The sequence below is a fragment of the Kribbella hippodromi genome (genome assembly GCF_039531045.1).
In the GTDB taxonomy this organism is placed as follows: Bacteria; Actinomycetota; Actinomycetes; order Propionibacteriales; family Kribbellaceae; genus Kribbella; species Kribbella hippodromi.
In genome coordinates, this window is the sequence record NZ_BAAAPH010000012.1 from 42,986 (window position 1) to 66,783 (window position 23,798).

The 23,798-nt window shown below is 68.0% G+C and carries 19 protein-coding genes; 9 read left to right on the top strand and 10 right to left on the bottom strand.

Annotation, left to right across the window (positions count from 1 at the left end; translation table 11 throughout):
- Positions 1-267: 267 nt before the first annotated feature.
- From ABD260_RS19340 to ABD260_RS19365, 6 genes are all read right to left on the bottom strand, one after another.
- On the bottom strand, positions 268-1,047 hold the full coding sequence (locus ABD260_RS19340; protein WP_344234995.1) for a DeoR/GlpR family DNA-binding transcription regulator: 780 nt from the start codon (positions 1,045-1,047) through the stop codon (positions 268-270).
- The gene (locus ABD260_RS19345; RefSeq protein ID WP_344234996.1) at positions 1,044-1,649 is read right to left on the bottom strand and encodes a YesL family protein; all 606 of its coding nucleotides are present in this window, start codon (positions 1,647-1,649) and stop codon (positions 1,044-1,046) included. The genes ABD260_RS19340 and ABD260_RS19345 overlap by 4 nt, the downstream gene beginning before the upstream one ends.
- Positions 1,646-2,536: a carbohydrate ABC transporter permease gene (locus tag ABD260_RS19350; protein WP_344234997.1), complete on the bottom strand. Its 891-nt coding sequence runs from the start codon at positions 2,534-2,536 to the stop codon at positions 1,646-1,648. Before ABD260_RS19350 ends, ABD260_RS19345 begins: the two co-directional genes overlap by 4 nt.
- Complete coding sequence (locus ABD260_RS19355; RefSeq protein WP_344234998.1) at positions 2,537-3,529, bottom strand: ABC transporter permease; 993 nt, start codon at positions 3,527-3,529, stop codon at positions 2,537-2,539.
- Positions 3,530-3,533: 4 nt separating this feature from the next.
- Entirely contained in the window at positions 3,534-5,078 is a 1,545-nt protein-coding gene (locus tag ABD260_RS19360; RefSeq protein WP_344234999.1) for a type 2 periplasmic-binding domain-containing protein, read from the bottom strand.
- A gap of 343 nt (positions 5,079-5,421) precedes the next feature.
- Positions 5,422-7,434 (bottom strand): MDR family MFS transporter, encoded by a 2,013-nt coding sequence (locus ABD260_RS19365; protein ID WP_344235000.1) that lies wholly within the window; start codon positions 7,432-7,434, stop codon positions 5,422-5,424.
- Between the two features lie 197 nt (positions 7,435-7,631).
- Here ABD260_RS19365 and hemW point away from each other — a divergent pair, with 197 nt between their 5' ends.
- The 4 genes from hemW (at position 7,632) to ABD260_RS19385 (ending at position 13,803) form a co-directional block, all read left to right on the top strand.
- Positions 7,632-8,843 carry a radical SAM family heme chaperone HemW gene (gene hemW / locus ABD260_RS19370; RefSeq protein WP_344235001.1) on the top strand — a complete coding sequence of 404 codons (1,212 nt, stop codon included), beginning with the start codon at positions 7,632-7,634 and terminating at the stop codon, positions 8,841-8,843.
- Between the two features lie 143 nt (positions 8,844-8,986).
- Positions 8,987-9,994 (top strand): LacI family DNA-binding transcriptional regulator, encoded by a 1,008-nt coding sequence (locus tag ABD260_RS19375; protein WP_344235002.1) that lies wholly within the window; start codon positions 8,987-8,989, stop codon positions 9,992-9,994.
- Between the two features lie 76 nt (positions 9,995-10,070).
- Positions 10,071-11,186, top strand: a complete 1,116-nt coding sequence (locus ABD260_RS19380) for a S1C family serine protease (RefSeq protein WP_344235003.1) — start codon at positions 10,071-10,073, stop codon at positions 11,184-11,186.
- Positions 11,187-11,217: 31 nt separating this feature from the next.
- Positions 11,218-13,803: a DUF3376 domain-containing protein gene (locus ABD260_RS19385; protein WP_344235004.1), complete on the top strand. Its 2,586-nt coding sequence runs from the start codon at positions 11,218-11,220 to the stop codon at positions 13,801-13,803.
- Here the strand turns inward: ABD260_RS19385 and ABD260_RS19390 are convergent.
- The 4 genes from ABD260_RS19390 to ABD260_RS19405 all read right to left on the bottom strand — a co-directional run bounded on the left by ABD260_RS19390 (position 13,778) and on the right by ABD260_RS19405 (position 17,595).
- Complete coding sequence (locus ABD260_RS19390) at positions 13,778-14,602, bottom strand: DUF3097 domain-containing protein (RefSeq protein WP_344235005.1); 825 nt, start codon at positions 14,600-14,602, stop codon at positions 13,778-13,780. The genes ABD260_RS19385 and ABD260_RS19390 overlap by 26 nt on opposite strands.
- A 9-nt stretch (positions 14,603-14,611) precedes the next feature.
- Positions 14,612-16,156 carry an NCS1 family nucleobase:cation symporter-1 gene (locus tag ABD260_RS19395; RefSeq protein ID WP_344235006.1) on the bottom strand — a complete coding sequence of 515 codons (1,545 nt, stop codon included), beginning with the start codon at positions 16,154-16,156 and terminating at the stop codon, positions 14,612-14,614.
- Between the two features lie 83 nt (positions 16,157-16,239).
- Positions 16,240-17,007 carry an MBL fold metallo-hydrolase gene (locus tag ABD260_RS19400; protein WP_344235007.1) on the bottom strand — a complete coding sequence of 256 codons (768 nt, stop codon included), beginning with the start codon at positions 17,005-17,007 and terminating at the stop codon, positions 16,240-16,242.
- 102 nt (positions 17,008-17,109) lie between these two features.
- A complete protein-coding gene (locus tag ABD260_RS19405) occupies positions 17,110-17,595 on the bottom strand; it encodes an EF-Tu/IF-2/RF-3 family GTPase (protein ID WP_344235008.1) in 486 nt (161 codons plus the stop codon).
- 165 nt (positions 17,596-17,760) lie between these two features.
- On the opposite strand from ABD260_RS19405, the gene ABD260_RS19410 reads away from it, so the two are divergent.
- From ABD260_RS19410 to ABD260_RS19430, 5 genes are all read left to right on the top strand, one after another.
- On the top strand, positions 17,761-18,402 hold the full coding sequence (locus tag ABD260_RS19410; protein ID WP_344235009.1) for a ThuA domain-containing protein: 642 nt from the start codon (positions 17,761-17,763) through the stop codon (positions 18,400-18,402).
- Positions 18,399-19,547, top strand: coding sequence for a Gfo/Idh/MocA family protein (locus ABD260_RS19415; protein ID WP_344235010.1), 1,149 nt, complete (start codon positions 18,399-18,401; stop codon positions 19,545-19,547). Before ABD260_RS19410 ends, ABD260_RS19415 begins: the two co-directional genes overlap by 4 nt.
- Before the next feature lie 76 nt (positions 19,548-19,623).
- Positions 19,624-20,646, top strand: a complete 1,023-nt coding sequence (gene hrcA, locus ABD260_RS19420; RefSeq protein ID WP_184834560.1) for a heat-inducible transcriptional repressor HrcA — start codon at positions 19,624-19,626, stop codon at positions 20,644-20,646.
- Positions 20,647-20,695: 49 nt separating this feature from the next.
- Positions 20,696-21,838: a molecular chaperone DnaJ gene (dnaJ, locus tag ABD260_RS19425; protein WP_344235011.1), complete on the top strand. Its 1,143-nt coding sequence runs from the start codon at positions 20,696-20,698 to the stop codon at positions 21,836-21,838.
- Between the two features lie 891 nt (positions 21,839-22,729).
- Complete coding sequence (locus ABD260_RS19430) at positions 22,730-23,647, top strand: 16S rRNA (uracil(1498)-N(3))-methyltransferase (RefSeq protein WP_344235012.1); 918 nt, start codon at positions 22,730-22,732, stop codon at positions 23,645-23,647.
- Positions 23,648-23,798 lie beyond the last annotated feature (151 nt).

The window sequence follows — 23,798 nt, forward strand, 5'->3', positions numbered from 1 at the left end:
TTCCGTGCCGCGCCCCTCCGCGCCCCTCCGCGTCCCGCCGTGCCGTGCCGCGCCCCGCCCCCTCCGTGCCGTGCCGCGCCCCGCCCCCTCCGTGCGCTTGATGTCCGTTGGCAGGGCTGTTCAGTTGTACCGTGCCACTCGCGGGTCGGTTACAAGAGTGGATCTCCACTGTTGTTGTGGGTTCTCCGGCGGTATACGGGTGGAGAACGCACAAGGCGAGTGGAGAACCTCCCGGCGGACAGTGGTTCGCGGGGTGGGGGATCGGGGTTAGGGGAGGGCGGGGGCTACTTGGACGTCTACGCCCTGGTTGTGGAAGGGGGCTAGGGACTCGGGGGTGGCGGTGGTGTCGGTGATTAGGGTCCAGCCGGTGGGGAGGGGGGCCCAGGCGTGGAAGGGGCGGTGGCCTAGTTTGGCGGCGTGGGCCAGGACGTAGGTTTTGGCCGACTGGGCGGCCATGACTTCCTTGATCCGGGTTTGCCGGAGGTCCGCCTCGCAGATGCCGTCGAAGGCGGAGATGCCGTCGCCGCCGAGGAACACGCGGTCGAAGGTCATGCGTTCGAGCGCGATTTCGGTCAGGGGACCGACGAGGCCTTGGCTGAGGTGCCGGAGCGTGCCGCCGAGGCATTCGACGTGGACCTGCGGTGCTTCGGCCAGGATGACCATTGCGTCCAGGCTGGTGGTGACGACGGTGACGCCTTCGCTGGTGCGCAGTTCGTGCGCCAGCGCGCTGACCGTCGAACCGGCGTCGAGCAGCACCGTCTCGCCCGGCTGGATGTCGGCCGCGGCCCGGCGGGCGATCGCGCGCTTGGCTTCGAACGCCTCACCGAGCCGCTGCTTCATCGACGCTTCGTTCGAGGTGAGGATCGGGATCGCGCCGCCGTACGTACGCGCCAGCTCGCCCGCGCGGGTGAGCTCGGCCAGGTCGCGGCGGATCGTCGACGTCGCGACTTGGTATACCGCGGCGAGTTCGGCGACCGTACCGAGGCCGACGGTCTTCGCCCGCCGGACGATGTCCGCCCGCCGATCAGCTCCAGGCAGTCTCGTCACGCGGACCTGAACCCCCGTTCGTCGAGGAACACCGTCAACCCACCCACCACACTGACCCCGAAGAATACGGCCAGTGCGGGGTAACGGCCCATCACGTACGACAGCACCACCGCGACCGCGACGATCGTGAACGTACCGGCGGGGTGCGACAGCGCGTACCACCACGCCGTCCGAATGGTATACCGGGCCGGACCGCGGTCGCGGACATGGAAGTACGGGAGATGGACGACGGTGGCGGCGATCATCGCGCCGGCAGCGACCGCGAGCGCGAACATCACCTGGCCGAACGGACCGCCTTGGCCGCGGGCGATCATGCCGTCCGCGACCAGCAGCAGCCCGACGGCCAAAACGGTATACCCGAGCGCGTTGGCGCGGACCAGGTCAGCGCGCACCTCGGTCCAGAACAACCGCGCCGTACGCTGCTCCTTGCTCTCCGGATCGGTCAGCCAGCGGCGCAGTACGGCGTACACCGCGGCGGTCGCCGGGAAGGCCCCGAGAACGATGCCGCCGGCAAGAGTCGTACCGAGCCAGAGCAGGTTCAGCCAGGCCAGCCGGGCGATCCAGTCACAGATCGCCGCGACGCCGGAGTTGACTCTGATCATCCCTTGACCGCGCCCGTCAGGATGCCCTTGCTGAAGTACCGCTGCGCCCACGGGTAGAAGCAGAGGATCGGTACGATCGCGAACACCATCGTCGCCGCCTGGATGTTGACCGGATAGATCTCGTGCCCGTGCGACTGGATCTGCTGGAACGACGCGGCGTCCGCGTCACCGGCGATCAGCAAGTTGTACAGGACGAGCTGGATCGGTGCCATCGAACGGTCCCGGAAGTAGATCAGCGGGACCAGGAACGAGTTCCAGATCTGCACCGCGTAGAAGATCGCGATGGTGGCGATCACCGGTCGCGACAACGGCAGGTAGATCCGCCACATCACCTGCAGATCGTTGGCACCATCAACGAACGCGGACTCCTCGAGCTCGTCCGGAATCGTCCGCAGGAAGGAGATCGTGACGATCAGCAGGAACGTACTGAACCCCCACGGGATCACCATCACCAGCCAGTTGTCGACGAAGCCGAGCTTCTGGTTGACGATGTACGCCGGCACGATGCCGGCGTCGAAGATCCAGGTGACGATGAAGCCCATCAGGATCGCCCCGGCGCCGAAGAGCCGCTTCTTCGACAGCGCGTACCCGGTCAGGAACGTGATCAGCACCGAGAACGTGGTGCCGGCGATGGTATACCAAACCGAATTCAGCAACCCGCGCAGGATCCCGAGCCGGGGCGTACTCAGGATGTACCGGTAGGTCTCGATGTTCAGGCCCTTCGGCCAGCCGAACACGTGGCCGGCGGCAACGAAGCGCCCGTCCGACAACGACACCGAGATGATGTACACGAACGGGTAGACGCACAGCAGCGCGATCACCACCAGAATCGTGGCGTTGACCGCGCCGAACGCGCTGAACCGTGACTGCTGCGCTTTGACCGCCATCTAGAACAGCCCCGAATCGTTGACCTTCTTGGCAGCCCGGTTGGCCGTCACGACCATCACCAGCGCGATCACGCCCTGGATCAGCCCGACCGCCGCGCCGTAGCTGTAGTTGGGGAACCCGCGGGACGCGAACGCCTGCCGGTAGACGTAGGTCTGGATCACGTCGGCCGTCTCGTACACGCTCGGGTTGTACATCAGCAGGATCTTGTCCAGGTCGACCGTCAGCACCTGGCCGATCGCCAGGATCAGCATCACGATCATCATCGGCCGGATCGACGGCAGCGTGACGTGCCACATCTGCTTCCACCGGCCGGCGCCGTCGATCTGGGCCGCTTCGTACAGCGCGGGGGAGATCGAGGCCATCGCCGCGATGTAGATGATCGTGCCGTACCCGAACGTCTGCCAGACGCTCATCCCGACGTACAGCGGACGGAACCAGCCCGGCTCCGCGAAGAAGAACACCGAGTGCCCGCCGAACGCCTCGATCACCTTGTTCACCAGGCCGCCCTGCGGTGACAGCAACGTGTAGAGGATGCTGACCAGCACCGCGGACGAGATGAAGTACGGCACGAAGCTGAGCGTCTGCACCGACTTCTTCAGCCACTTGGTGCGTACTTCGTTCAGGAACAGCGCGAACACGATCGGCACCGGGAACGAGAACAACAAGGTGCCAAAGGCAAGGATCACCGTGTTCTTGACCAGCTTCAGCACAGCCGGATCGGTCAGGAACCGGTGGAACTGGTCGAGCCCGACCCAGCTGCTCCCGCTGATCCCCTGGAACGGGCTGTACTGCTGGAACGCGATCACCAGTGCACCGACCGGCGCGAACTTGAACACCACCAGGTGGATCAGGCCCGGAACCAGGATCAGGTACAGCAACTTGTCGCGCCGCAAGGACCGGCCCAGCCGGGCCAGCCGGCCGCGCCCACCGGCCGGCCGCTTGCTGGCGGCCGGCCGGGTGGACGGGCGGGTCAGTTCAGTCGTCGCCATCATCGACTCACTTGCTCGTCGCGGACCAGGCGGCGTTCTCGATGTCGTTGAGCTGCTGGTAGCCCTTCTGCTTCGCGTCCGCGACGAACTGGTCCCACTCGCTCATCGGCCGCTTCCCGTTGACGAACTTGGTCAGCTCGGTGAGTACGAACGGCTCGACCGCGGCCAGCAGCTCGGTGCGCTTCTTCAGCTGATCGGCGTCGTACTTGATCACCGGCGTGTCGGTCAGGTACGCGTTGAAGTACTGCCCGGCGAAGGACTTCGTCTTCTTGTCCATCCACTGGTAGTACGCCTGGTTGTCCACCGGCGCCGGGAAGGTCAGCCGGTCCTGCAGGAAGTTCCACGCCTTCGTCCCGGCCGGCTTGTTGCCCTCGACCGCGAAGTCCAGCGTGTACTGCGGTTTGCCGTCGACCACCTTGTACGACGTCCCGTCGACGCCGAAGTGCATCGCCGTCTCACCCTTCTCGGAGTACAGGTTGTCGATGAACTTGATGATCGCGTCGGCGTTCTTCGCGGTCGAGCTGATCGCGAAGACCCGGTTCAGGTTCCATCGCGGGTTCGCCGGAACCTTGCCCTGGGCACCGGTCGTGGTCTTGAACGCGGGCAGCACGTCGATCGCGTACTTCGGGTCGTTCTTCGGGCCGCCGTTGTTCAGGAACCAGCTCGGCCGGGTGAAGAAGTCGTCGGAGACACTGCCGCGCCCGGTCAGCATCTTCGTCTGCCAGCTGTCCTCGGTGTTCGCACCGGCGATCCACTCCGGGTCGACCAGGCCTTCGGCGTACAGCTGCTGGTACCAGGCGATCATGTCCTTGAACCCGGGCGAGAGCAGATCGGTGTTGCCCAGCTTGTCGTCGGCGATCCCGTGCACGGTGCCGTCGGCGTCCGCGCGGAAGGCCGCGTCGTACACGTACGCCCAGCGCAGAAAGGCGTCCCGGCCGGTCAGCGGGAAGTAGTTCTTGGTGCTCGCGAAGTGCTTCTTCAGCGTCCGCAGCGCGTCGGTGAACTCGGCCATCGTGGCCGGCGGCTTGCTGACGCCCGCGGCCTTGAGCATGTCCGAGCGGTAGAACGTCACCGGCGAGATCCGCGGTGACTCGGCCGGCAGACCGTAGACCTTGCCGTCCTTCGCGGTGATCAGCTGCTTGTACCGGGGGTTCGCGTCGATGTACTTCTTCAGGTTCGGCGCGGACTTCTCGATCAGCGGGGCCAGGTCCTGGAAAGCGCCCTGCTGTCCGTACACCTCGGTCTGGGAGATGTTCGCGATCACCGCGTCCTGCATCTTGCCCGAACTGAGCGCGAGATCGAGCTGCTGGTAGTACCCGTCCTCCGGGCCACCATCGAAGGTCTCGACCTTCACGCCGGACTGTTTCTCGAGTTCCGGCAGCCAGTTCAGGTCGTCCAGCCAGGCCTTGAACCGGTCCGGCAGCCGGTAACTGAACTGAGTGCTGCCGGAACCACCGCCGGCTTCGTCGCCGCTCTGCCCCGAACAGGCACCGGCGGCCAGTCCGATGACCGCGACCGAGGCGATAACACGGGCGAACCGCATCGTCCCCATCTGGGTACTCCTTCGCGCTGGGAAAACGTTCCGAGGCAGGCGGGCATGCGGCGGCGGAGGTCACCCGCTCCTGGCACCCGACGGCATTCCTGCCGTACTCCCATCACCTGCATGGGTGAAGACTGTGCGGAGCACGCTACTGCGCGAATCGCGCGCTGTCTAGCGTTCCGCGCAGCCAGAACGCCGATTCCTGCTCATCTCGCGCAACTTTTGCGGCCTATGCCGCCCAAACTGCCGGTCCGATCTCAACCCGACGCCCAATCCGCGCACCTGTGCGCGCCGACCAGCCCGAACCGCGCAATCGTGCCGCCCAGCTGTCGGTCAGCTGTCGGTCAGGTGTAGGTCAGCTGTTGGTGAGCGCGGCCGCGTGCTTCCCGGTCGTCAGCGACTGCCCCTGATCGATCATCTGCTCCGCGATCCGGTCCACCGCGTGCGAGAACGCCTCGGAGTTCTCGACATCCCAGTCGGTCAGGTGGTTCAGCATCCAGAGCCGGAACGCGCCGACGAAGCGCTGGAACATCTCCAGCCCCTCGGTGGTGAAGCGGTAATGACCGAGCGTCTCGGAGAGGTAGCCAGCGGCAACCAACTGCGCGGCGAGCGGTTCCAGCGCCCCTGGCGGCATCCGCAAATCACCGGTGATCTCGGCCAGCGTGGCCGACCCCTTCTCAGCGCCGCCGCGGAAGACCCGCATGATCATCCACGCCTGCGCATGGCTGAGCGGCAGCCCCGACTGCACGAGCACTTCGGGCGCCGGGTTGCGCTTGTGATGGCGTACGACCAGCGCGGCCAGCTTCTGCAGCTCATGCTCCGAGTCGAAGGAGGCGGGCGCCGCGAAGTTCTCGCCGACATCGGACGCCGCCATCCGCGCGCTGTCCCGCAGCGGAACCTCCTTCAGCAGCAAGGCGGTGATGAAGCCAAGCGCGGCGACCGGTACGGCCCAGAGGAAGACGACATGCAGCGAGTCGGCGTACGCCGCGGTGATCGTCGATCGGACGGTGCCGGGCAGCGAGCGTACGCCCTCGACGGTGGATGCCACGCGCGGATCGACCCCGGTCGCCCGTACCGCACCGGCCAGCTGCTCAGGCAGTTGATGCGAGTAGATCGATCCGAACACCGCGACGCCGAAGGAACTGCCCATTGTGCGCAGGAAGCTCACACCGGACGTCGCGACACCGAGGTCCGCGTAGTCGACCGTGCTCTGCACGACCACAGTCGGCACTGGCATACACAGTCCGACACCGAGCCCGAGTACGACCATGAACCCCGCGGTCTCGAGGTACGACGTCTGGTTGTCAAGCAGCGACAGTAAGAACAGCCCGAACCCGATCAGTACCGTGCCCACGATCGGGAACAGCCGGTACCGCCCGGTCTTGCTGATGATCTGCCCAACCACTACGGAAGCGACGAGGAGACCGCACACCAGCGGCAGCATCTGCAGCCCCGACTCGGTCGCCGATGCGCCGTGGACGAACTGCAGGTACGTCGGCAGGTAGGTGACGCCGCCGAGCATCGCGAACCCGATGATGAAGCTCATCACCGAACACACCGTGAACACCCCGGACCGGAACAGTCGCAACGGCAGCAACGGTTCGGCGGCTCGTTGCTCCGCAAGGACGAAGAGCACCAGCGCGACGATCGACCCGACTGCCATCACGATGATCACGGTCGACGTCCACGCGTACTCGTTGCCGCCCCAGGTGGTGACCAAGGTCAGCCCGGTCGCGGCGAGCCCGATGAACAGGATGCCGAGGTAGTCGATCTTGGGGCCGACCGCTGCCTTCACCGACGGAAGGGTGATCGAGGCAACGACCAGGACCAGGATGCCGAGCGGCAGGTTGACGTAGAACGCCCACCGCCAGCTCAGGTGGTCGACGAACAACCCGCCGAGCAGCGGACCGGCGACCGTCGAGACGCCGAACACCGATCCCATCACGCCCTGGTACTTGCCGCGCTCGCTCAGCGGTACGACGTCCGCGATCACCGCCATCGCGGTCACCATCAGCCCGCCGGCGCCGAGGCCCTGGATCGCGCGCGATCCGACCAGCCAGAGCATCGAGTCGGCCATCCCGCAGAGCGCGGACCCGGCCAGGAAGAGCACGACGCTGAGCAGGAACATCGGCTTCCGCCCGTACAGGTCGCCGAACTTGCCGATCAGTGCGGTCATGATCGTCTCGGCGAGCAGGTACGAGGTGACCACCCAGGACAGGTGGTTCGCGCCGCCCAGGTCGCTGACGATGGTCGGCAGCGCGGTCGCGACGATGGTCTGGTCGAGCGCCGCGAGCAGCATGCCGAGCATGATCGCGACGACTACGGCGTTCCGGGTGCCACGTCCGACGGGCTGAGCCTCGGTCTCCATGAGCCGAATGTAACCGCGCCAGCACGCTCCGCGACAGCAGAATCGCTGCGATCGAGTGACAACTGTGCGGACCGGTACCGAAGGACGGGTAGTGGTGGGCCGATCTCGGCCGTTCGGTGCTGCGGTCAGGCGTGGAGGGGTGCGGCCGGGCGGGGGAGTACCCGTTGTTCGGTACCCGGCGTCCGTACGATGGGTGGGTGCCGTCGACATTGCCCGAGGGGGAGGTTGCGCCCCCGGACGGGGCGTTGCCGGAAGCTGCCGTCCGCGAGGCCGCGACCCGGCCGTTGGGGTTCTACCTGCACGTACCGTTCTGTGCTTCGCGGTGCGGGTACTGCGACTTCAACACGTACACCGCGAAGGAGCTTGGTGGCGGCGGGTCGCAGGCGTCTTATGCAGAGACGGCCGTTCAAGAGGTGCGGCTGGCGCGGCGGGTCTTGCAAGGTGTGGATCGGCCGGTCGACACAGTGTTCTTCGGTGGGGGTACGCCGACGTTGTTGCCGGCGGCCGATCTCGGGAAGATGCTGGCTGCCGTACGCGATGAGTTCGGGCTCGCGGCGGATGCCGAGGTGACGACCGAGGCGAATCCGGAGTCGGTGGATCCGGCGTACTTGGAGGGGCTGCTCGAGGCGGGGTTCACGCGGGTCAGTTTTGGGATGCAGAGCGCTTCGTCGCATGTCCTGAAGATTCTGGATCGTCAGCACACGCCGGGGCGGGCGTTGCAGGCGGTGAAGGAGGCGACGGCTGCGGGGTTCGAGCATGTGAATCTTGATTTGATCTATGGGACGCCGGGGGAGTCGCTTGCGGATTGGCGGGCGTCGCTGGAGTCGGCGTTGTCGGCGCAGCCGGATCATGTCAGCGCTTATGCGCTGATTGTCGAGGACGGTACGCAGCTGGCGCGGCGGATTCGGCGGGGTGAATTGCCGATGCCGGACGATGATGATCTGGCGGACAAGTACGTGCTGGCTGACGAGATGTTGTCAGCTGAGGGACTGCGTTGGTACGAGGTTTCCAACTGGGCGCGCGATGAGGCGGCGCGGTGCCGGCACAACGAGCTCTACTGGCGTGGGGATACCTGGTGGGGGATTGGGCCGGGGGCGCACAGCCATGCGGGTGGGGTGCGGTGGTGGAACGTGAAGCATCCGAGTGCGTATGCGGAGCGGATCACGTCGGGGGCGAGTCCGGCGTTCGCGCGGGAGACGCTGGACGCGGAGACGCGGCGGGTTGAGCGGGTTCTGCTTGAGGTACGACTTGCGGCTGGTCTTCCGCTGGATGTCCTCGACGCGGCCGGTCTAGCGGCGGTGGACGAGGTGGTCGCGGACGGACTGGCGACCGTCGCCGGCAACCGGTTGGTGCTGACGGACCGAGGACGGTTGCTCGCGGACGCGGTAGTCCGAGACCTCCTGCCGTGAGCCGGCCGACCCATTCGCGCACCAGCAGTCCATGACCACCCTCGGCACGGTGGTGGCAGTCCGCGACTCGGTCGCCCCAGCACGCGAGGCCCGGGGAAGTACTACGGTGTGATCGCGGGCCGAACGAGAGCTGAGGAGGGCCGTTGATTCAGTCGGGTTCTCCGACCCTGGAGCAGGTCGCGGCACTCGCTGGGGTGTCCAGGGCCACCGTGTCCCGGGTCGTGAACGGATCGCCGAAGGTGCTGCCGGACACGGTCGCCGCGGTCGAGCGGGCGATCGGCGAGCTCGGGTACGTACCGAACCGGGCCGCCCGCGCGCTGGTGACGCGCCGGACGGACTCGGTCGCGATCGTGGTGCCCGAGCCGGACAGCCGGGTGTTCTCGGACCCGTTCTTCGCGGGCATGCTCAGCGGGGTCAGCCGGACGCTCGCGCCGACGCCCTCGCAGCTCGTACTACTGATCGAGCCGGCCGAAGCCGATGACCAGCGGCTGCTGCGGTACTTGCGCGGCGGTCATGTCGACGGTGCGATCGTGATCAGTCATCACGGCCGCGACAACATCCTGCAGGAGCTGGCGCAGTTGCCGTTGCCGATCGTGTTCAGCGCCCGGCCGCTCGGTGTCGAGGTACCGGTGGCGAGCGTCGACGTGGACAACGTCGCGGGCGCGCGGACCGGGGTGGAGCATCTGCTGTCGATCGGTCGTACGAAGATCGCCACCGTCGCCGGACCGCTCGACATGACCGCGGGCCTCGATCGCCTGACCGGGTACAAGCAGGCGATGCAGGCGGCCGGACTGCCGGAGGTGATCGGGTACGGCGACTTCACCGCGGACGGCGGCGAACAGGCCACCCTCCGGCTGCTCGACGACCGCCCCGACCTGGATGCCCTGTTCGTTGCCTCCGACTTGATGGCCACCGCAGCGCTCCGTGTACTTGCCGGTCGCGGGCGCCGGGTGCCCGCGGACGTCGCGGTGGTCGGCTTCGATGATTCGGTGCTGGCCACGACGACCACGCCAAAACTCACCACGGTTCGGCAGCCGGTGGAGCAGCTCGGCGCGCGGCTGGCCGAGATCCTGCTGGCCAAGATCGCCGGCGCCGATCTGACCACGCCGGAGATCTACAGCACCGAACTCGTGATCCGCGACAGCGCGTAACGGCCCCTGCCACTGGCCGCGTCACGGTGGTAGCGTCGAAACTGCGCTCCGTGAGCGGACCATGAGGAGGGTGGCGATGGTCCAGGCTGACAGCGGATCCTCCGGCCCGATTCAGGGCCGCCGACCGACCCGGCTGCTACTGGTCGCGGCTGCGGCCGGGGTGGCCGTCGGTGCCCTCGTCACCGCGCTGATCTTCCTCTTGGTGCAGCACGACAACACGGCCGGCGCGACTCCATCAGGCACTTCCGACACCAGTACGGCGATGTGCGCCGCGGTCCCGGTGGCGAACCAGGTCCTGCCGTCGATCGTGACGATCTCGGCGCAGCGTGGCGGGCAGAGCGGGACCGGTTCGGGGCAGGTGTTCCGGGCCGGCGGGTACATCCTGACGAACGACCACGTGATCTCGGTGGCCGCCGGCGCGGGCGGGAGCGTCTCGGTCCGGTACAGCGACGGCCAGACGTCGGACGCGACCATCGTCGGACGTGACCCGAGTACGGATCTAGCCGTACTGAAAGCAGCGGACGCGGCGAAGAACAAACCGGTCATCGCGCTGGGATCGTCCGCGAACCTGCAGGTCGGCCAGCCGGTCGTCGCACTCGGCGCACCACTCGGACTGAGCAGTACGGTCACGACCGGAATCGTCAGCGCGCTGGACCGCTACGTACCGGTGCCGGGCGAAGGCGTGACGCATCACCTGATCGGCGCGATCCAGACGGACGCCGCGATCAACCCCGGTAACAGCGGCGGTGCTTTGGTGGATTGCGCCGGCAACCTGGTCGGAGTGAACGCGGCGATCGCGACGGTCCCGAACGCGGGCGGAGTCGCCGGTGGTGGCAGTGTCGGTCTTGGGTTCGCAATCCCTGTGGATGTGGCGAAACCGGTCGCCGATCAGCTGATCGGCACCGGCAAACCAGGTCATCCGACGACCGGTTTGCAAGTACAGACGATCCCGCCGGCCCTCGTACGGCAGTCAGGTGTCACTGGGTTGTTCGTACTCGCCGTCGAAGGCCCCGGTGCCGCAGCCGGTCTGCAGCCGGGCGACATCATCACCCAGATCGACGGCAAGCCGGCCACCAACAGCGAGCAACTCGTCGTCGCGACCCTGACCCGTAAGGCAGGTGACAAGGTCGAGTTGCAGTACGTGCGCTCCGGCACGCCCGCGACCACCACCCTCACCCTCGGCGCCCCGTAATATCCCAGTCCACGACTAGGGAGGCGGCGTCTTGAGGACCGACCATGAGATCCGGATCGCGCTGGTGCTGAACGGTGGTGTCAGCCTGGCGGTCTGGATGGGTGGGGTGACGCACGAGCTGGATCTGATTCGGCGTGCGTCCGGTGCGTCCGATGCGCCGGGTCCGCAACCGTACGACAAGGTGCTCGCCGAGCGTTGGCGGGAGCTGTGTCACCGGGGCGAAGAGCGTCGCCGCGTGGTTGTCGACGTGATCGCGGGCACGAGCGCCGGCGGCCTGAACGGGTCGTTGCTGGCGACCGCGATCGCCAACGGTTCGACCCTCGATCCCGACGGCGATCAGGGGCCCTGGCTGCGGCAGAAGTGGGTCGGGCTCGGTTCGCTCGACGTCGGCAAGCTGGTCCCGGCCGCGAACGTGAAATCGACCTCGGTATTGGACGGCAAGTACTTCCTGCGTCAGCTCGAAGGGCTGCTCAAGGACGTCGCCGCCGCGGGCGAGCGGGCCGCCGAGGCGCCGGTCACCTTGTTCGTCACCGCTTCCGGTTTGGGCGTGCAGCAGTTCGAGGCGAAGGACGCGGCGGGGCAGGCGTTCGCCGTACCCGATCACCGCTACTTGTACGGGTTCACCAGCGAGGACGCGCCGACGTACGACGGAACCCACCGGAAGTTCACCCTTCAGGACAACAACGCGCTGCAGGACACCGAGTTGCTGGCCCGGGCCACGCGGGCGTCGGCGTCGTTTCCGGCTGCGTTCGGGCCGGTGCTGGAGACGCCGGAGCTGGCTGCGCGACCGCCGCGCATTCGGCCTTGCCCGGCTGAGTCCGGGTCCTGGCTCGTCGACGGTGGCGTACTCGACAATGCACCGTTCGGTCCGGTCCTTGATGTCGTAGCGCGCCGGCCGGTGAACGGCAAAGCGACCAGGTACGTGCTGTATGTCGTACCGTCCGCCGGGATCGGTCACGCATCGACAGCCACCGCCGGGGCGCACGAGCCGAGTTGGCGCGTCGCCGCCATGTCGGCGGTGCAGTTCCCGCGCGAGGTGGACTTTCGTTCCGATGTCGAGCAGCTGGAACGCCTGCTGCTGGAGGCGGATGCGTCCTGGTCCGACACCCAGCGGCTCTTCGACCGTTGCCTCACGCAACCAGAAGAACGGGGCCGGTTGCAGGCTGCCGCGACCGCGCTGCAGCCCGCGTACTCACGTGGTCGCGCGGCCGGTGGGGTCTGGGAAGCGGTCACGATCGCGAGTCACGACCAGTCGACCGTACTGGACGCGGCGACCGCGCTTTCCGAAGCGGAGATCGACGAGATCCTCGGCACCGACCATCCCTGGGTGCCCGGACCGGATGGTTCGACCGTTGCACTGCGCAACGATGCCGAAGGCAACCCGAGCTGGTTGTGGGGGACCGGCGCGGCCGAGCGGATCGTCCGGCTGATCCTGCGTTCGTTGCGCGGTCGGGTCAGTTCGGCGCCGGCCGGCGAGCGCGCCGAGCTGGACAAAAGGTTGACCGCGGCAAGCAACTGCTTGCTGAAGGTGCAGGCCGTTCGGGACGCGCTGGATGTGCGCTTGGCCGAGGCGCAGCTCGACCTGCGGCCGGCCGGTGGCGCCGAGGCGGTCGCCGTCGGCGTGACCGACATCTTCGAGCAACTGCAGGTCCAGCGGGCGCTCGGCGACGCGTTCGCGGAGCTGATCGCGGTCGTCGGCGGGGATCTCGTCGACATCGCCCTCGAGGTGGAGATCGTGTCCCGGTGCACCTCGTCGCGTACGCCGGAACAACGCAGCGCCCCGTTCCAGTTCCTGCGCCTCGGGCCGGACATTCCGCTCGCGGTACTGGACGACCTGCCGGAAGGAACCATCGCCAACCAGCTCAAGGACCGCATCCTGTACGGCAGTCAGGTCGGGCACTTCGGTGCGTTCGGCGCGGCGGACTGGCGGCGCTGGGACTGGCTGATGGGTCGGCTGCACTGCGTCGCGCACGTGGGCGCGATGCTCGGCGCGGACGTGGACTGGATTCGCGAGACCCAGCGTCAGGTGCTGCAGGCGGAGGGCTGGCCGCTCGAGACGGTGGCCGAGCGGATCCTGCGGCTGGCGAAGGACTTCCCGATCGGCGCCGGGCTGGGCGCGATGGTGACGATGCGGGACGAGCTGAACGAGTCGCCGGAGGGCCGCGCGATCACCAAGGGTCTGGCCGACCGGATGGTCGACGTGTCCGGTGGTCTCGGTCCACAGGTCGGCGCCTGGGTGAAGGCGGCCGCGAGCCGCAAGCACCAGCCTGGTACGTGGCTGCTGCGGACCGCACGCTGGTTCACCGAGCCGGCCCGGCAGGCGCTGTGGGAGCGGCTGGTCCGCGGCGCGAAGCTGAGCCCGGCGCAGCGGCCGCCGATCTTCGAGCCATGGTTGCCGATAGCAACGGCCGCGGCTGGGGTGGTGCTGTTGGTGATCGCCGTGGCGGTGGAGCAGGCCGGCGTACGCATCGTGGCCGCGGTACTGGCCGGAGCCATCCTTGCGGCGAGTGCGGTCCTCGGCGCGATCACCTGGTACGTACGCCGGGCGCGCCGCTTGATCCGGGCCTGGCTCGAACGCCGGATGCCCGCGATCAGTCGAGCGTCGCGAAGTCGATGAGCTCCTCGACCCGGCCGAGCAGCGCCGGGTCGAGATCGGCAAAGCTGTTCACCTTGGACAGGATGTGCTTCCAGGCCGCCGCGACGTCGGCCTGGTCGGTGGCCGGCCAGCCGAACGACTGCAGGACGCCCTTCTTCCAGTCCTGCCCGCGCGGGATCTTCGGCCAGGCCTTGATCCCGACCGACGACGGCTTGACCGCTTCCCAGATGTCGATGAACGGGTGGCCGACCACCAGCACGTACCGGTTGTTCACCTGGGCCGCGATCTTCGATTCCTTCGAGCCCTCGACCAGGTGATCGACCAGGACGCCGAGCCGCCGGCCCGGTCCCGGCTGGAACCGGTTGACGATCTCGACCAGGTCGTCGACGCCTTCGAGGTACTCGACCACGACGCCCTCGATCCGCAGGTCGTCACCCCAGACCTTCTCCACCAGCTCGGCGTCGTGCCGGCCCTCGACGTAGATCCGGCTGGCCCGGGCCACCTTCGCCCGGACGTTGTCCACCGCGACCGAACCGGACGCGGTCCGGGTCTTCTTCGCCGGGCCGGCCTTCTTCGGCGGCTTCAGGCTGACCGGCTTGCCGTCCAGCCAGAACCCCGGGCCGAGCGGGTACGTCCGGATGTTGCCGTGCCGGTCCTCGAGGTCGACCACACCGTGCTCCCAGCGCACGATCGCGCCGACGAACCCCGACGTCGGCTCCTCGACCACCATCCCCTTGGAGATCTCGACCTCGACTGTCCGCCCGTTCTTGGGCTTGCGCCAGTCACCCGCGAGTACGTCGTTCCCATACCTGTCAGCCACGCGCCAACTCTAATAACTCGGAGCCGCATGTGAGGCGGTCGACTGGCGGCTCGGCGCGGTCAGGGTGAGGACGAAGTACGTGACGAAGCCGACGACCAGGCCGACCGCCCAGGAGTAGTCGTACAGCGGTTTGAGGAATGGGATCAGGCCATCGGCCGGGAAAGGGCCGGCGCCCGGGTTCGAGTACGCGCCGCCGACCGCGAGCAGTGAGCCGAAGAGCGTCGCGACGACACCACGCCAGTTCCAGCCGGCTGCATACCAGTACCGGCCGTCGCGCTGGTACAGATCGGCCAGGAACAGGTTGGTGCGGTCGATCAGCCAGTACCCGGCGATCAGTACGCCCGCCACCGACGCGAGCAGGCCGCCGTAGAAGGACAGCCAGACGAAGATGTAGATCGACGGATCCGAGATCAGCCGCCAGGGCTGGATGACGATGCCGATCACGCCGGTGACCAGGCCGGCGGTCCGGAAGTTCAGCCAGCGTGGCAGGGCGTTCGCGAAATCGTACGAGGGACTGACCACGTTGGCGGCGACGTTGCACGACATGGTCGCGAGGATCGCCATCACCAGGCCGATCGTCACCACCACCGGGTTCTCGAACCGGCGGGTGAGCTCGACCGGATCCCAGAGCGCCGACCCGTAGAGCACGACCGTACCCGAGGTGGTGATGATCGAGACCAGCGCGATGAACGACATCGTCGTGGGCAGGCCGATCACCTGGCCCCAGACCTGCGCCCGCTGGCCTTTCCCGAATCGGGTGAAGTCCGGCATGTTCAGCGAAAGCGTTGCCCAGAACGCGATCATGCCCATCAGCGACGGTGGGAAGATCTTCCAGAAGTCCGAGCCCCAGCCGAGTTTCGACGGCTGCGACAGGATCGGCCCGAAGCCGCCGGCCTTCACCAGCACCGCCACCATCAGCGCCACGAAGGCGATCGTGACCAGCGGGGCGGCCCAGTTCTCGAACCGGCGCAGGCCTTCGATGCCGCGGAGGATCAGCAGCATCTGGAGCAGCCAGAAGAACCCGAAACTCAGCCACATCGTCCACGGATGCCCGCCGATCGCGGACGCGCCGGTCCAGCTCTTGCCGAGCAGTTCACCGGCGATCACGAAGATCGCCTGGCCGCCGATCCAGGTCTGGATACCGAACCAGCCGCAGGCGATGAAGGCCCGCAACAGCGCCGGGAAGTTCGCGCCGCGGACGCCGTAGAACGCGCGCGCGAACACCGGGAACGGGATGCCGTACTTGGTGCCGGCGTGGCTGTTCAGCAGCAGCGGAACGAGGACGATGAGGTTCGCCAGCGTGATGGTGAGGAACGCCTGCAGCCAGTTCATCCCGAGCGCGACCAGGCCGGACGCGAGCAGGTAGCTGGGGATGTTGTGCGCCATCCCCATCCAGAGGGCGGCGTAGTTGTACGTCGTCCAGGATCGCTCGGGTAGCCGGGTCGGTGCGAGTTCGGCGTTCGCGTACGGACTCGTGGCGAGTGCTTGCGGGTCCGTCAGCTCGACTCGTCCGTCGGGGTGAACGGTCTGTTCGATCCGTTGACTGATGGCCACAAGTCCCACCCCATCCGGTCGGGCGAAGTCCGTACCGAACAAGTTGCGCGACGAGCGGAGTCCGTGTCAACGGATTGGTTCAGTTAGGGACCGAGCAGGGGGAGAGTTGGGCGTTGGGGCGTGCCGAGTGCCTGGTAGCCGCGGCGGATCGCGTCCTGGAGTTTGTCGACCGGCCAGGGCCAGTCCTCGGTGTGCTTCAGCGCGTCGTCCAGGGACGTGCCGGCGTGGTGCAGGGTCGAGATCGTGTTCGCGACCTTGCCCAGCTCGATGGCCTGATCCCGCGCGTACTCGATGTCGATCACCGCACCGTGCCCCGGAACGATCTTCACGGCCGGTGTCATCATCCCGACCACTGCCTCGATCGTGTCCGGCCATTCCATCGGGTACGAGTCGGGGCCGTACGACGGCGGGGCCGACTCCTCGAGCAGATCGCCGACGAAGAAGACGTCCACGTCCGGTACGGCGATGACGATGTCGCCGGAGGTATGCGCGTTGCCGACGTGCAACAGCTCCGCGCGGCGGTCGCCGAGGTCGATCACCTTGGCGGCGGCGAACCTGGTTCCGGCCAGGTTCTCCTCGGCGGCGGCGTTCTCGTGCAGGTAGACGGTCGCGTCGGTGAAGACGCTGTTGCCGGCCACATGATCGAAGTGGGCGTGCGTGTTGACGACCCACTTGACCGGCTGGTCGGTGAGCTCACGGATGTGTTCGCGGAGCTGCTCGGCCTCGGCGGTGGTGGCGCGGGTGTCGATCACCAGCGCACCGTCGGCGCCGACGACGAGGCCGACGTTCAGATCCCATTCGTCGTACCGGCGGACCCAGGTGCGATCGCCGATTTCGGCCCAAGCGCTCATGGATCAGACCCTACTTGCCGGAAAGCGAAGCCGAGGAAGCGGTCGTCCGACGCTGCTCCTTGCTGACGCTGCTCTTGCTGACGCTGCTACTTGCTGACACTGCTACTTGCTGAGGACGTCGCCCTTGAGGACCTGGTCGCGCTTGGTGCCCCGGAGCAGCAGGCCGACGTTGTCGCCGGTCTTCGCGGTCTTGACGGTCTTGCGGAACATTTCGATCCCGGTCACCTCGACCTGCAGCAGCGGCCGGCCGTCCCGGTTGACGATCAGCTGCTCGCCGACCGACACCGTGCCGGTCTGGATCCGGCCGGTCGCGACCGTTCCACGACCGGTGATCGAGAACACGTCCTCCACAGTCAGCCCGAACGACCCGACCGGCAACACGTCCTGCGGCCGCGGCGGAAAGGTGCCTGACGACGGCGAGCTGCCCGGTGAAGGCGAGGTGGCCGGTGAAGGCGAGGTGCCCGGTGACGGAGAGGCGTCCGGTGAGGGGAACACGTCCTGCGGGCGCGACCCGGCTTCGTGGCCGCGCGCGAGCAGTTCCTGTGGGTCCATCGGATTCGGTTCGCGCTTCCAGAACTTCCAGCCCATCCCTTGAGCCTAGTGCCCGCGCCGGAGCACCGGCGGCGCCGTACGCGCCGAGCCGGACACCTCACCGCCCATTCCTTGGGCCTGGTGGTTGGCAGGCCTGCTTCGGCCGACTTAAGGTCGCAAGTGTTCCGATCGCGGTTCCGAAACTTTCGAAGGGTGGCCGGTGTGACGACACGACGTGCTGTGGTGGTGCGAGGCGGTTGGGAAGGGCATTCCCCGGTCGAGGCGACCGACCTGTTCATCCCGTTCCTGGAGCAGAACGGCTACGAGGTGACCGTCTCCGGAAGCACCGAGGCGTACCTCGACCTGGACGGCGTCGACCTGATCGTGCAGTGCGTGACGATGAGCGAAATCGAGCCGGACCACTTCAAGGGGCTGGAGGCGGCGATCCGGCGCGGTACCGGGTTTGCCGGGTGGCACGGTGGGATCGCCGACTCGTTCCGGAAGAACGTGGACTACAGCTTCATCACCGGCGGGCAGTTCATCTCGCATCCGCACGGGTTCACCGACTATCGGGTCGACATCATTGCCGACGATCCGATTGTCGACAACATTGCGCACTTCGACGTACACACCGAGCAGTACTACGTCCACGCCGACCCGACGAACCGGGTGCTCGCGACGACGACGTTCGAAGCGCACCCGGACTACCCGTGGATCGAGGGCGCGGTGATGCCGGTGATCTGGACGCGCACCTGGGGCGAAGGCAAGGTCTTCGTCTGCACGGTCGGCCACAAATTGGACGACCTGGAAACCCCCGAGGTCCGCACAATCATCGAGCGCGGCCTCCTGTGGGCAAGCAAATGACCGGCCCCGCGAAGGGCGACGGGGCGGGTGCGGTGAGCGCCGGGGCGGGGGCGGTGACGAAGGTCGGGATTGTCGGGACCGGCGTCATCTCCGGCACGTATCTGGACCACCTGGACAAGCTGCCGGGTGTCGAGGTGGTGGCGGTTGCGGATCTGGATCGGAGTCGCGCCGAGGCGATCGCGACGGAGCACGACGGCATCCGCGCGCTGACGCCGGAGGAGTTGTACGCGGCTGACAACGTTGAGATTGTCATCAATCTGACAATCCCCGCGGCGCATGCAGCAGTGCACCAGGCCGCGCTGGCGGCCGGCAAGCACGTGTACGGCGAGAAGCCACTGGCCATGGACCGCGCCGAAGCCGAACCACTGCTGAAGTACGCCGCCGCCAACGACCTGCGCATCGGCTGCGCACCGGACACCGTCCTCGGAACCGGTACGCAGACGGCTCGCGCGGCGATCGACCGCGGTGACATCGGCACCCCACACGCCGCGACCGCGTTCATGGTCACCCCCGGCCACGAGCTGTGGCACCCGGCACCCGAGTTCTACTACCGCCCCGGCGGCGGTCCGGTCCTCGACATGGGCCCGTACTACGTGACCAGCCTCGTGACGCTGCTCGGACCTGTGGTCCGGGTCACCGCCCGCGCGGGCCGGGCGAAACAGCAGCGGACGGTCCACACCGGCCCACGCGCCGGGACCGTGTTCGACGTTGAGGTGCCGACGCATGTCACCGGGGTGCTGGAGCACGAGTCGGGCGCTCTGACCACAGTGCTGATGTCGTTCGACGTCTGGGCCGGGCGGCTGCCCCGGATCGAGGTGCACGGGACGGACGGCAGCCTGTCCGTGCCGGACCCGAACGCGTTCGACGGGACGGTGGAGATCGTGACCCCCGAGCGGCGCGAGTGGACCGAGGTCCCGGTTGCCGGCGGGTACGCCGGTGCGGGCCGGGGTGTAGGTGTCGCGGACCTGGCGCGGGCAGTACGCAACGGTGAGCCACATCGCGCGGACGGAGCGTTGGCATACCACGTACTCGACGTGCTGGAGTCGTTCGTCGACTCGGCGATCCAGGATCAGCCGCTCGATGTGGCGAGCACTGTGGCACGCCCCGCGGCCGTTCCGTTGGGAGCGTCGCCCGAGACCGCCTAGACTGGCACTCCGAACTTGTGAGTGCCAAGGCCCTTGAGCCCGAGGGTCCGTCGAGACGTCTGAGAGGGTGGTGCGCGTGCTGGACGACCGCAAGCTGGATGTGCTCCGCGCCATCGTCGAGGACTACGTGGCCACCCATGAGCCGATCGGGTCGAAGGCGCTGGTCGACCGGCACAACCTCGGCGTCTCGCCGGCCACCGTCCGCAACGACATGGCCGCGCTGGAGGAAGAGGGGTACATCACCCAGCCGCACACCAGCGCCGGCCGGATCCCGACCGACGCCGGGTACCGGCTGTTCGTGGACAAGCTGAGCACGGTCAAGACGCTGTCGGTCGCCGAGAAGAAGGCGATCACCTCGTTCCTGGCCGGAGCAGTCGACCTGGACGACGTCGTCCGCCGTACGGTCCGGCTGCTCGCCCAGATCACCCGCCAGGTCGCGATCGTGCAGTACCCGTCGCTGAATCGGTCGAGCGTGCGGCACATCGAGGTCGTCACGATGAGCCCGCGGCGGCTGCTGCTCGTCCTGATCACCAGCAACGGCCGGGTCGAGCAGCGGATCGTCGAGCACCCGCACGACGTCGACGAGCAGCTGATCGCCGACCTGCGCTCGCGGTTGAACACCGCCCTCGCCGGGCAGCGTCTGACCGACGCGGCGACGGTGCTGGCCGGCGTACCCGAGTTGTTCGCGCCGGGCGACCGGTCGCTGGTCGCGGCGGTCGTCACCACGCTGTTCGAGACGTTCACCGACGAGGTGGGCGAGCAGCGGATCGCGGTCGGCGGCGCCGCCAACCTGACCCGGTACGGCGACGACTTCGAGCGGAACGTGAAACCGGTGCTGGAAGCGCTGGAGGAGCACGTGATCCTGCTCAAGCTGCTCGGCGAGGCGACCAACCCGCAGACCCTGACGGTCCGGATCGGGCACGAGAACCCGTTCGAGGAGCTGGCCACCACCTCGGTGGTCGCGACCGGGTACGGGTCCAAGTCGGAGGCGCTGGCCACCCTCGGCATCGTCGGCCCGACCCACATGGACTACCCGAGCACGATGGGCGCGGTGCGTGCCGTCGCCCGGTATGTCAGCCAGATCCTGGCCGAGTCCTGACAGTGAAGACGAATATGCTGAAGATCCTCCCAACCCCCTGGTCTGGAGTATGAGCACCGATTACTACGCCGTCCTCGGCGTCAGCCGTGACGCGTCCGCGGACGAAATCAAGAAGGCGTACCGCAAGCTGGCGCGCCAGTACCACCCGGATGTGAACGACTCCGAGGACGCGCACCAGAAGTTCCAGGAGATCGGGCGCGCGTTCCAGGTGCTCAGCGATCCGCAGAAACGGCAGATGCACGACCTCGGCGGCGACCCGTTCGCCTCCGCGGCCGGCGGGCCGGGCGGCGCGGGCTTCGGGCAGGCGTTCACGTTCACCGACATCATGGACGCGTTCTTCGGCCAGACCGGCGGCGCCACCCGCGGTCCGCGGCCGCGGACCCGGCGCGGTCAGGACGCGCTCATCCCGCTCCGGATCGATCTCGCCGAGGCGGCCTTCGGGACCACCCGCGAGCTCAAGGTCGACACCGCCGTGCTCTGCCCGACCTGTAGCGGGTCCGGCGCGGCCGCCGGGTCCGAGCCGGTCACCTGCGAGATCTGTCACGGGCGTGGCGAGGTCACGCACACGCAGCGGTCGTTCCTCGGTGAGGTACGCACCATGCGCCCGTGCCCGAACTGCCGCGGCTTCGGCACCACGATCCCCAACCCGTGCGTCGAGTGCTCCGGAGACGGTCGTGTCCGGTCCCGTCGTACCGTCACGGTCAAGATCCCGGGCGGCGTCGACAGCGGTACGCGGGTGCAGCTGTCCGGTCAGGGCGAGGTCGGTCCCGGCGGCGGCCCGGCCGGCGACCTGTACGTCGAGATCGAGGTCGAGCCGCACGACATCTTCACCCGGAACGGCGACGACCTGCACTGCACGGTCACCCTGCCGATGACGGCGGCCGCGCTCGGTACGACGATCGATCTGCCGACGCTCGAAGGTGAGACGACGCCGCTCGAGGTGCGGCCCGGTACGCAGTCCGGGACGACGCAGACGCTGTCCGCGCGAGGTGTCCCGCGGCTGCGGCACGCCGGGCGCGGCGACCTGATCGTCCAGGTCATCGTCGAAACCCCCACCAAACTCGACGACGCCCAGGCCGAACTGCTCCGTCAACTCGCCGTCGCCCGCGACGAGGAACGCCCCCAAGGCCAAGTCCAAGCCACCCACAAAAGCGTCTTCGGCCGCCTCCGCGACGCCTTCGGCGCCCACTAACGTTCACCCCCGTCCAGCGGTGACGGGGCGGAGACCGCCTGCACCACGAACAACCCCCACGTATCGCAGCACCCGTGTACTGCAGCGCCCATGTACTGCACCCCCGGCGTACTGCACGCCCCGCGTGGGCCGCACCACCGAGCGGTCCGCACCACCCCGCGTACAGCACCATCCCCGCGTGCTGCACCCCCGCGCGGTCCGTGGTGCCCGCGCGGTTCACGATGCCTGCACGGCGCACGAGCCGCAGGGCGGCGCGCTGGGAGGGTTGCCCCCGCGGGTGGTGGGTTGCCCCCTGAAAATGTGAGGGGTCAACCCTGCAGCTCGAGGGCCAAGCTCGCTATCTCGGCAGGCGAGGTGTGCGGCACGGCGCCCGGGCGGCGGGCGTTCGGGAGGGTTGACCCGCGAGTGGTCGGTTAGCTCCGCGAGCGCGACGTTGCGCCCGTGAGTGGGGGGTTGCCCCCGCAGGTGGTGGGTTGCCCCCTGAAAATATGAGGGGCCAACCCTGCAGCTCGAGGGCCAAGCTCGCTCCCTCGGCAGGCGAGGTGTGCGGCGCGGCGCCCGGGCGGCGGGCGTTCGGGAGGGTTGCCCCGCGAGTGGTCGGTTAGCTCCGCGAGCGCGACGTTGCCCCCGTGAGTGGGGGGTTGCCCCCGCAGGTGGTGGGTTGCCCCCTGAAAGTACGAGGGGTCAACCCTGCAGCTTGGGGGGGCAAGCTCGCTCTCTCGGCAGATGAGGTGTGCCGCGCGGTGCTTGGGCGGCGGGGCGTTCGGGAGGGTTGCCCGCGCGAGTGGTGGGTTGCCTGCGTGAGTGGGGGTTGTCTCCTGGAAATATGAGGGGCGAGCCTGCGGTTGAGGGGCGAGCTGTCTCAGTCAGTGAATTGGAGGAGTCGGGCGGATGGGTGTCGCGGTGTTCTTTCACGCTGAGGTGGCGGGTGCTGGGCTGGCCGGGGGTGACGTGGCGGGTGCTGAGCTGGGCGGTGCCCCGGCGGGCGGTGCTGCGGTGGGTGGTGCCGGGGTGGGGGGTGCCGGAGTGGGCGGTGCTGCGGTGAGTGGTGCCCAGGTGGGGCGCGCTGGGGTGGGTGGTAGTGCGGTGGGTGGTGCTCAGGTGGGGCGTGCTGGGGTGGGGGGTGGTGAGTTGGTGCTTGGTGGGGCTGAGGGGCGGCATGCGGCGGTGGTGCGGCGGATTGGGATAGGGGAACGGATTCGGCTGACTGATGGGCGGGGGAGTTGGGCTGAGGGGCCGGTTGTGCAGGCCGGGAAGGGTGGGGTGACGGTTGCTGTGGAGGAGCGCGGTACCGAGCGGGCGCCGGATCCGCGGGTTGTGGTGGTGCAGGCGTTGCCGAAGGGGGAGCGGGCGGAGTTGGCGGTCGAGATGCTGACCGAGGTCGGTGCCGACGTGATCGTCCCGTGGAACGCGGAGCGCAGTCAGTTCCGTGCCAACCCCGAGCGGGTCGAGAAGACGCTGACGAAATGGCGCGCTTGGGCGTTCGAGGCCGGCAAGCAGTCGCGCCGTACGTGGTTCGCCGAGGTCACCCCGATCGCGAGTACGGCGGAGGTCGCGCGGTTGCTCGCCGGCGCGGCGCTGCCGGTCGTACTGCACGAGGAAGCCACCACTCCACTCGCCTCCCTGCAGCCACCCACCACCGGAGACATCGTCCTCGTGATCGGGCCCGAAGGCGGCATCGCCCCCAGCGAGCTTGCGGCCTTCGCCACAACCGCCGCTCCGGTCCGCCTGGGCGACACCGTCCTCCGCACCTCAACAGCAGGCGTCGCCGCAGCGGCCGCCCTCCTCAGCAAATCCCGCTGGCGCTGAGCGCACGAAGCTGCTCCTCAGCAGATCCCGCTGGCGCTGAGCGCACGAAGCTGCTCCTCGGCAGGTCTCGCTGGTGTTGATTGCGCGAGGCTGTTCCTCGGCAGGTCTCGCTGGTGTTGATTGCGCGAGGCTGTTCCTCGGCAGGTCTCGC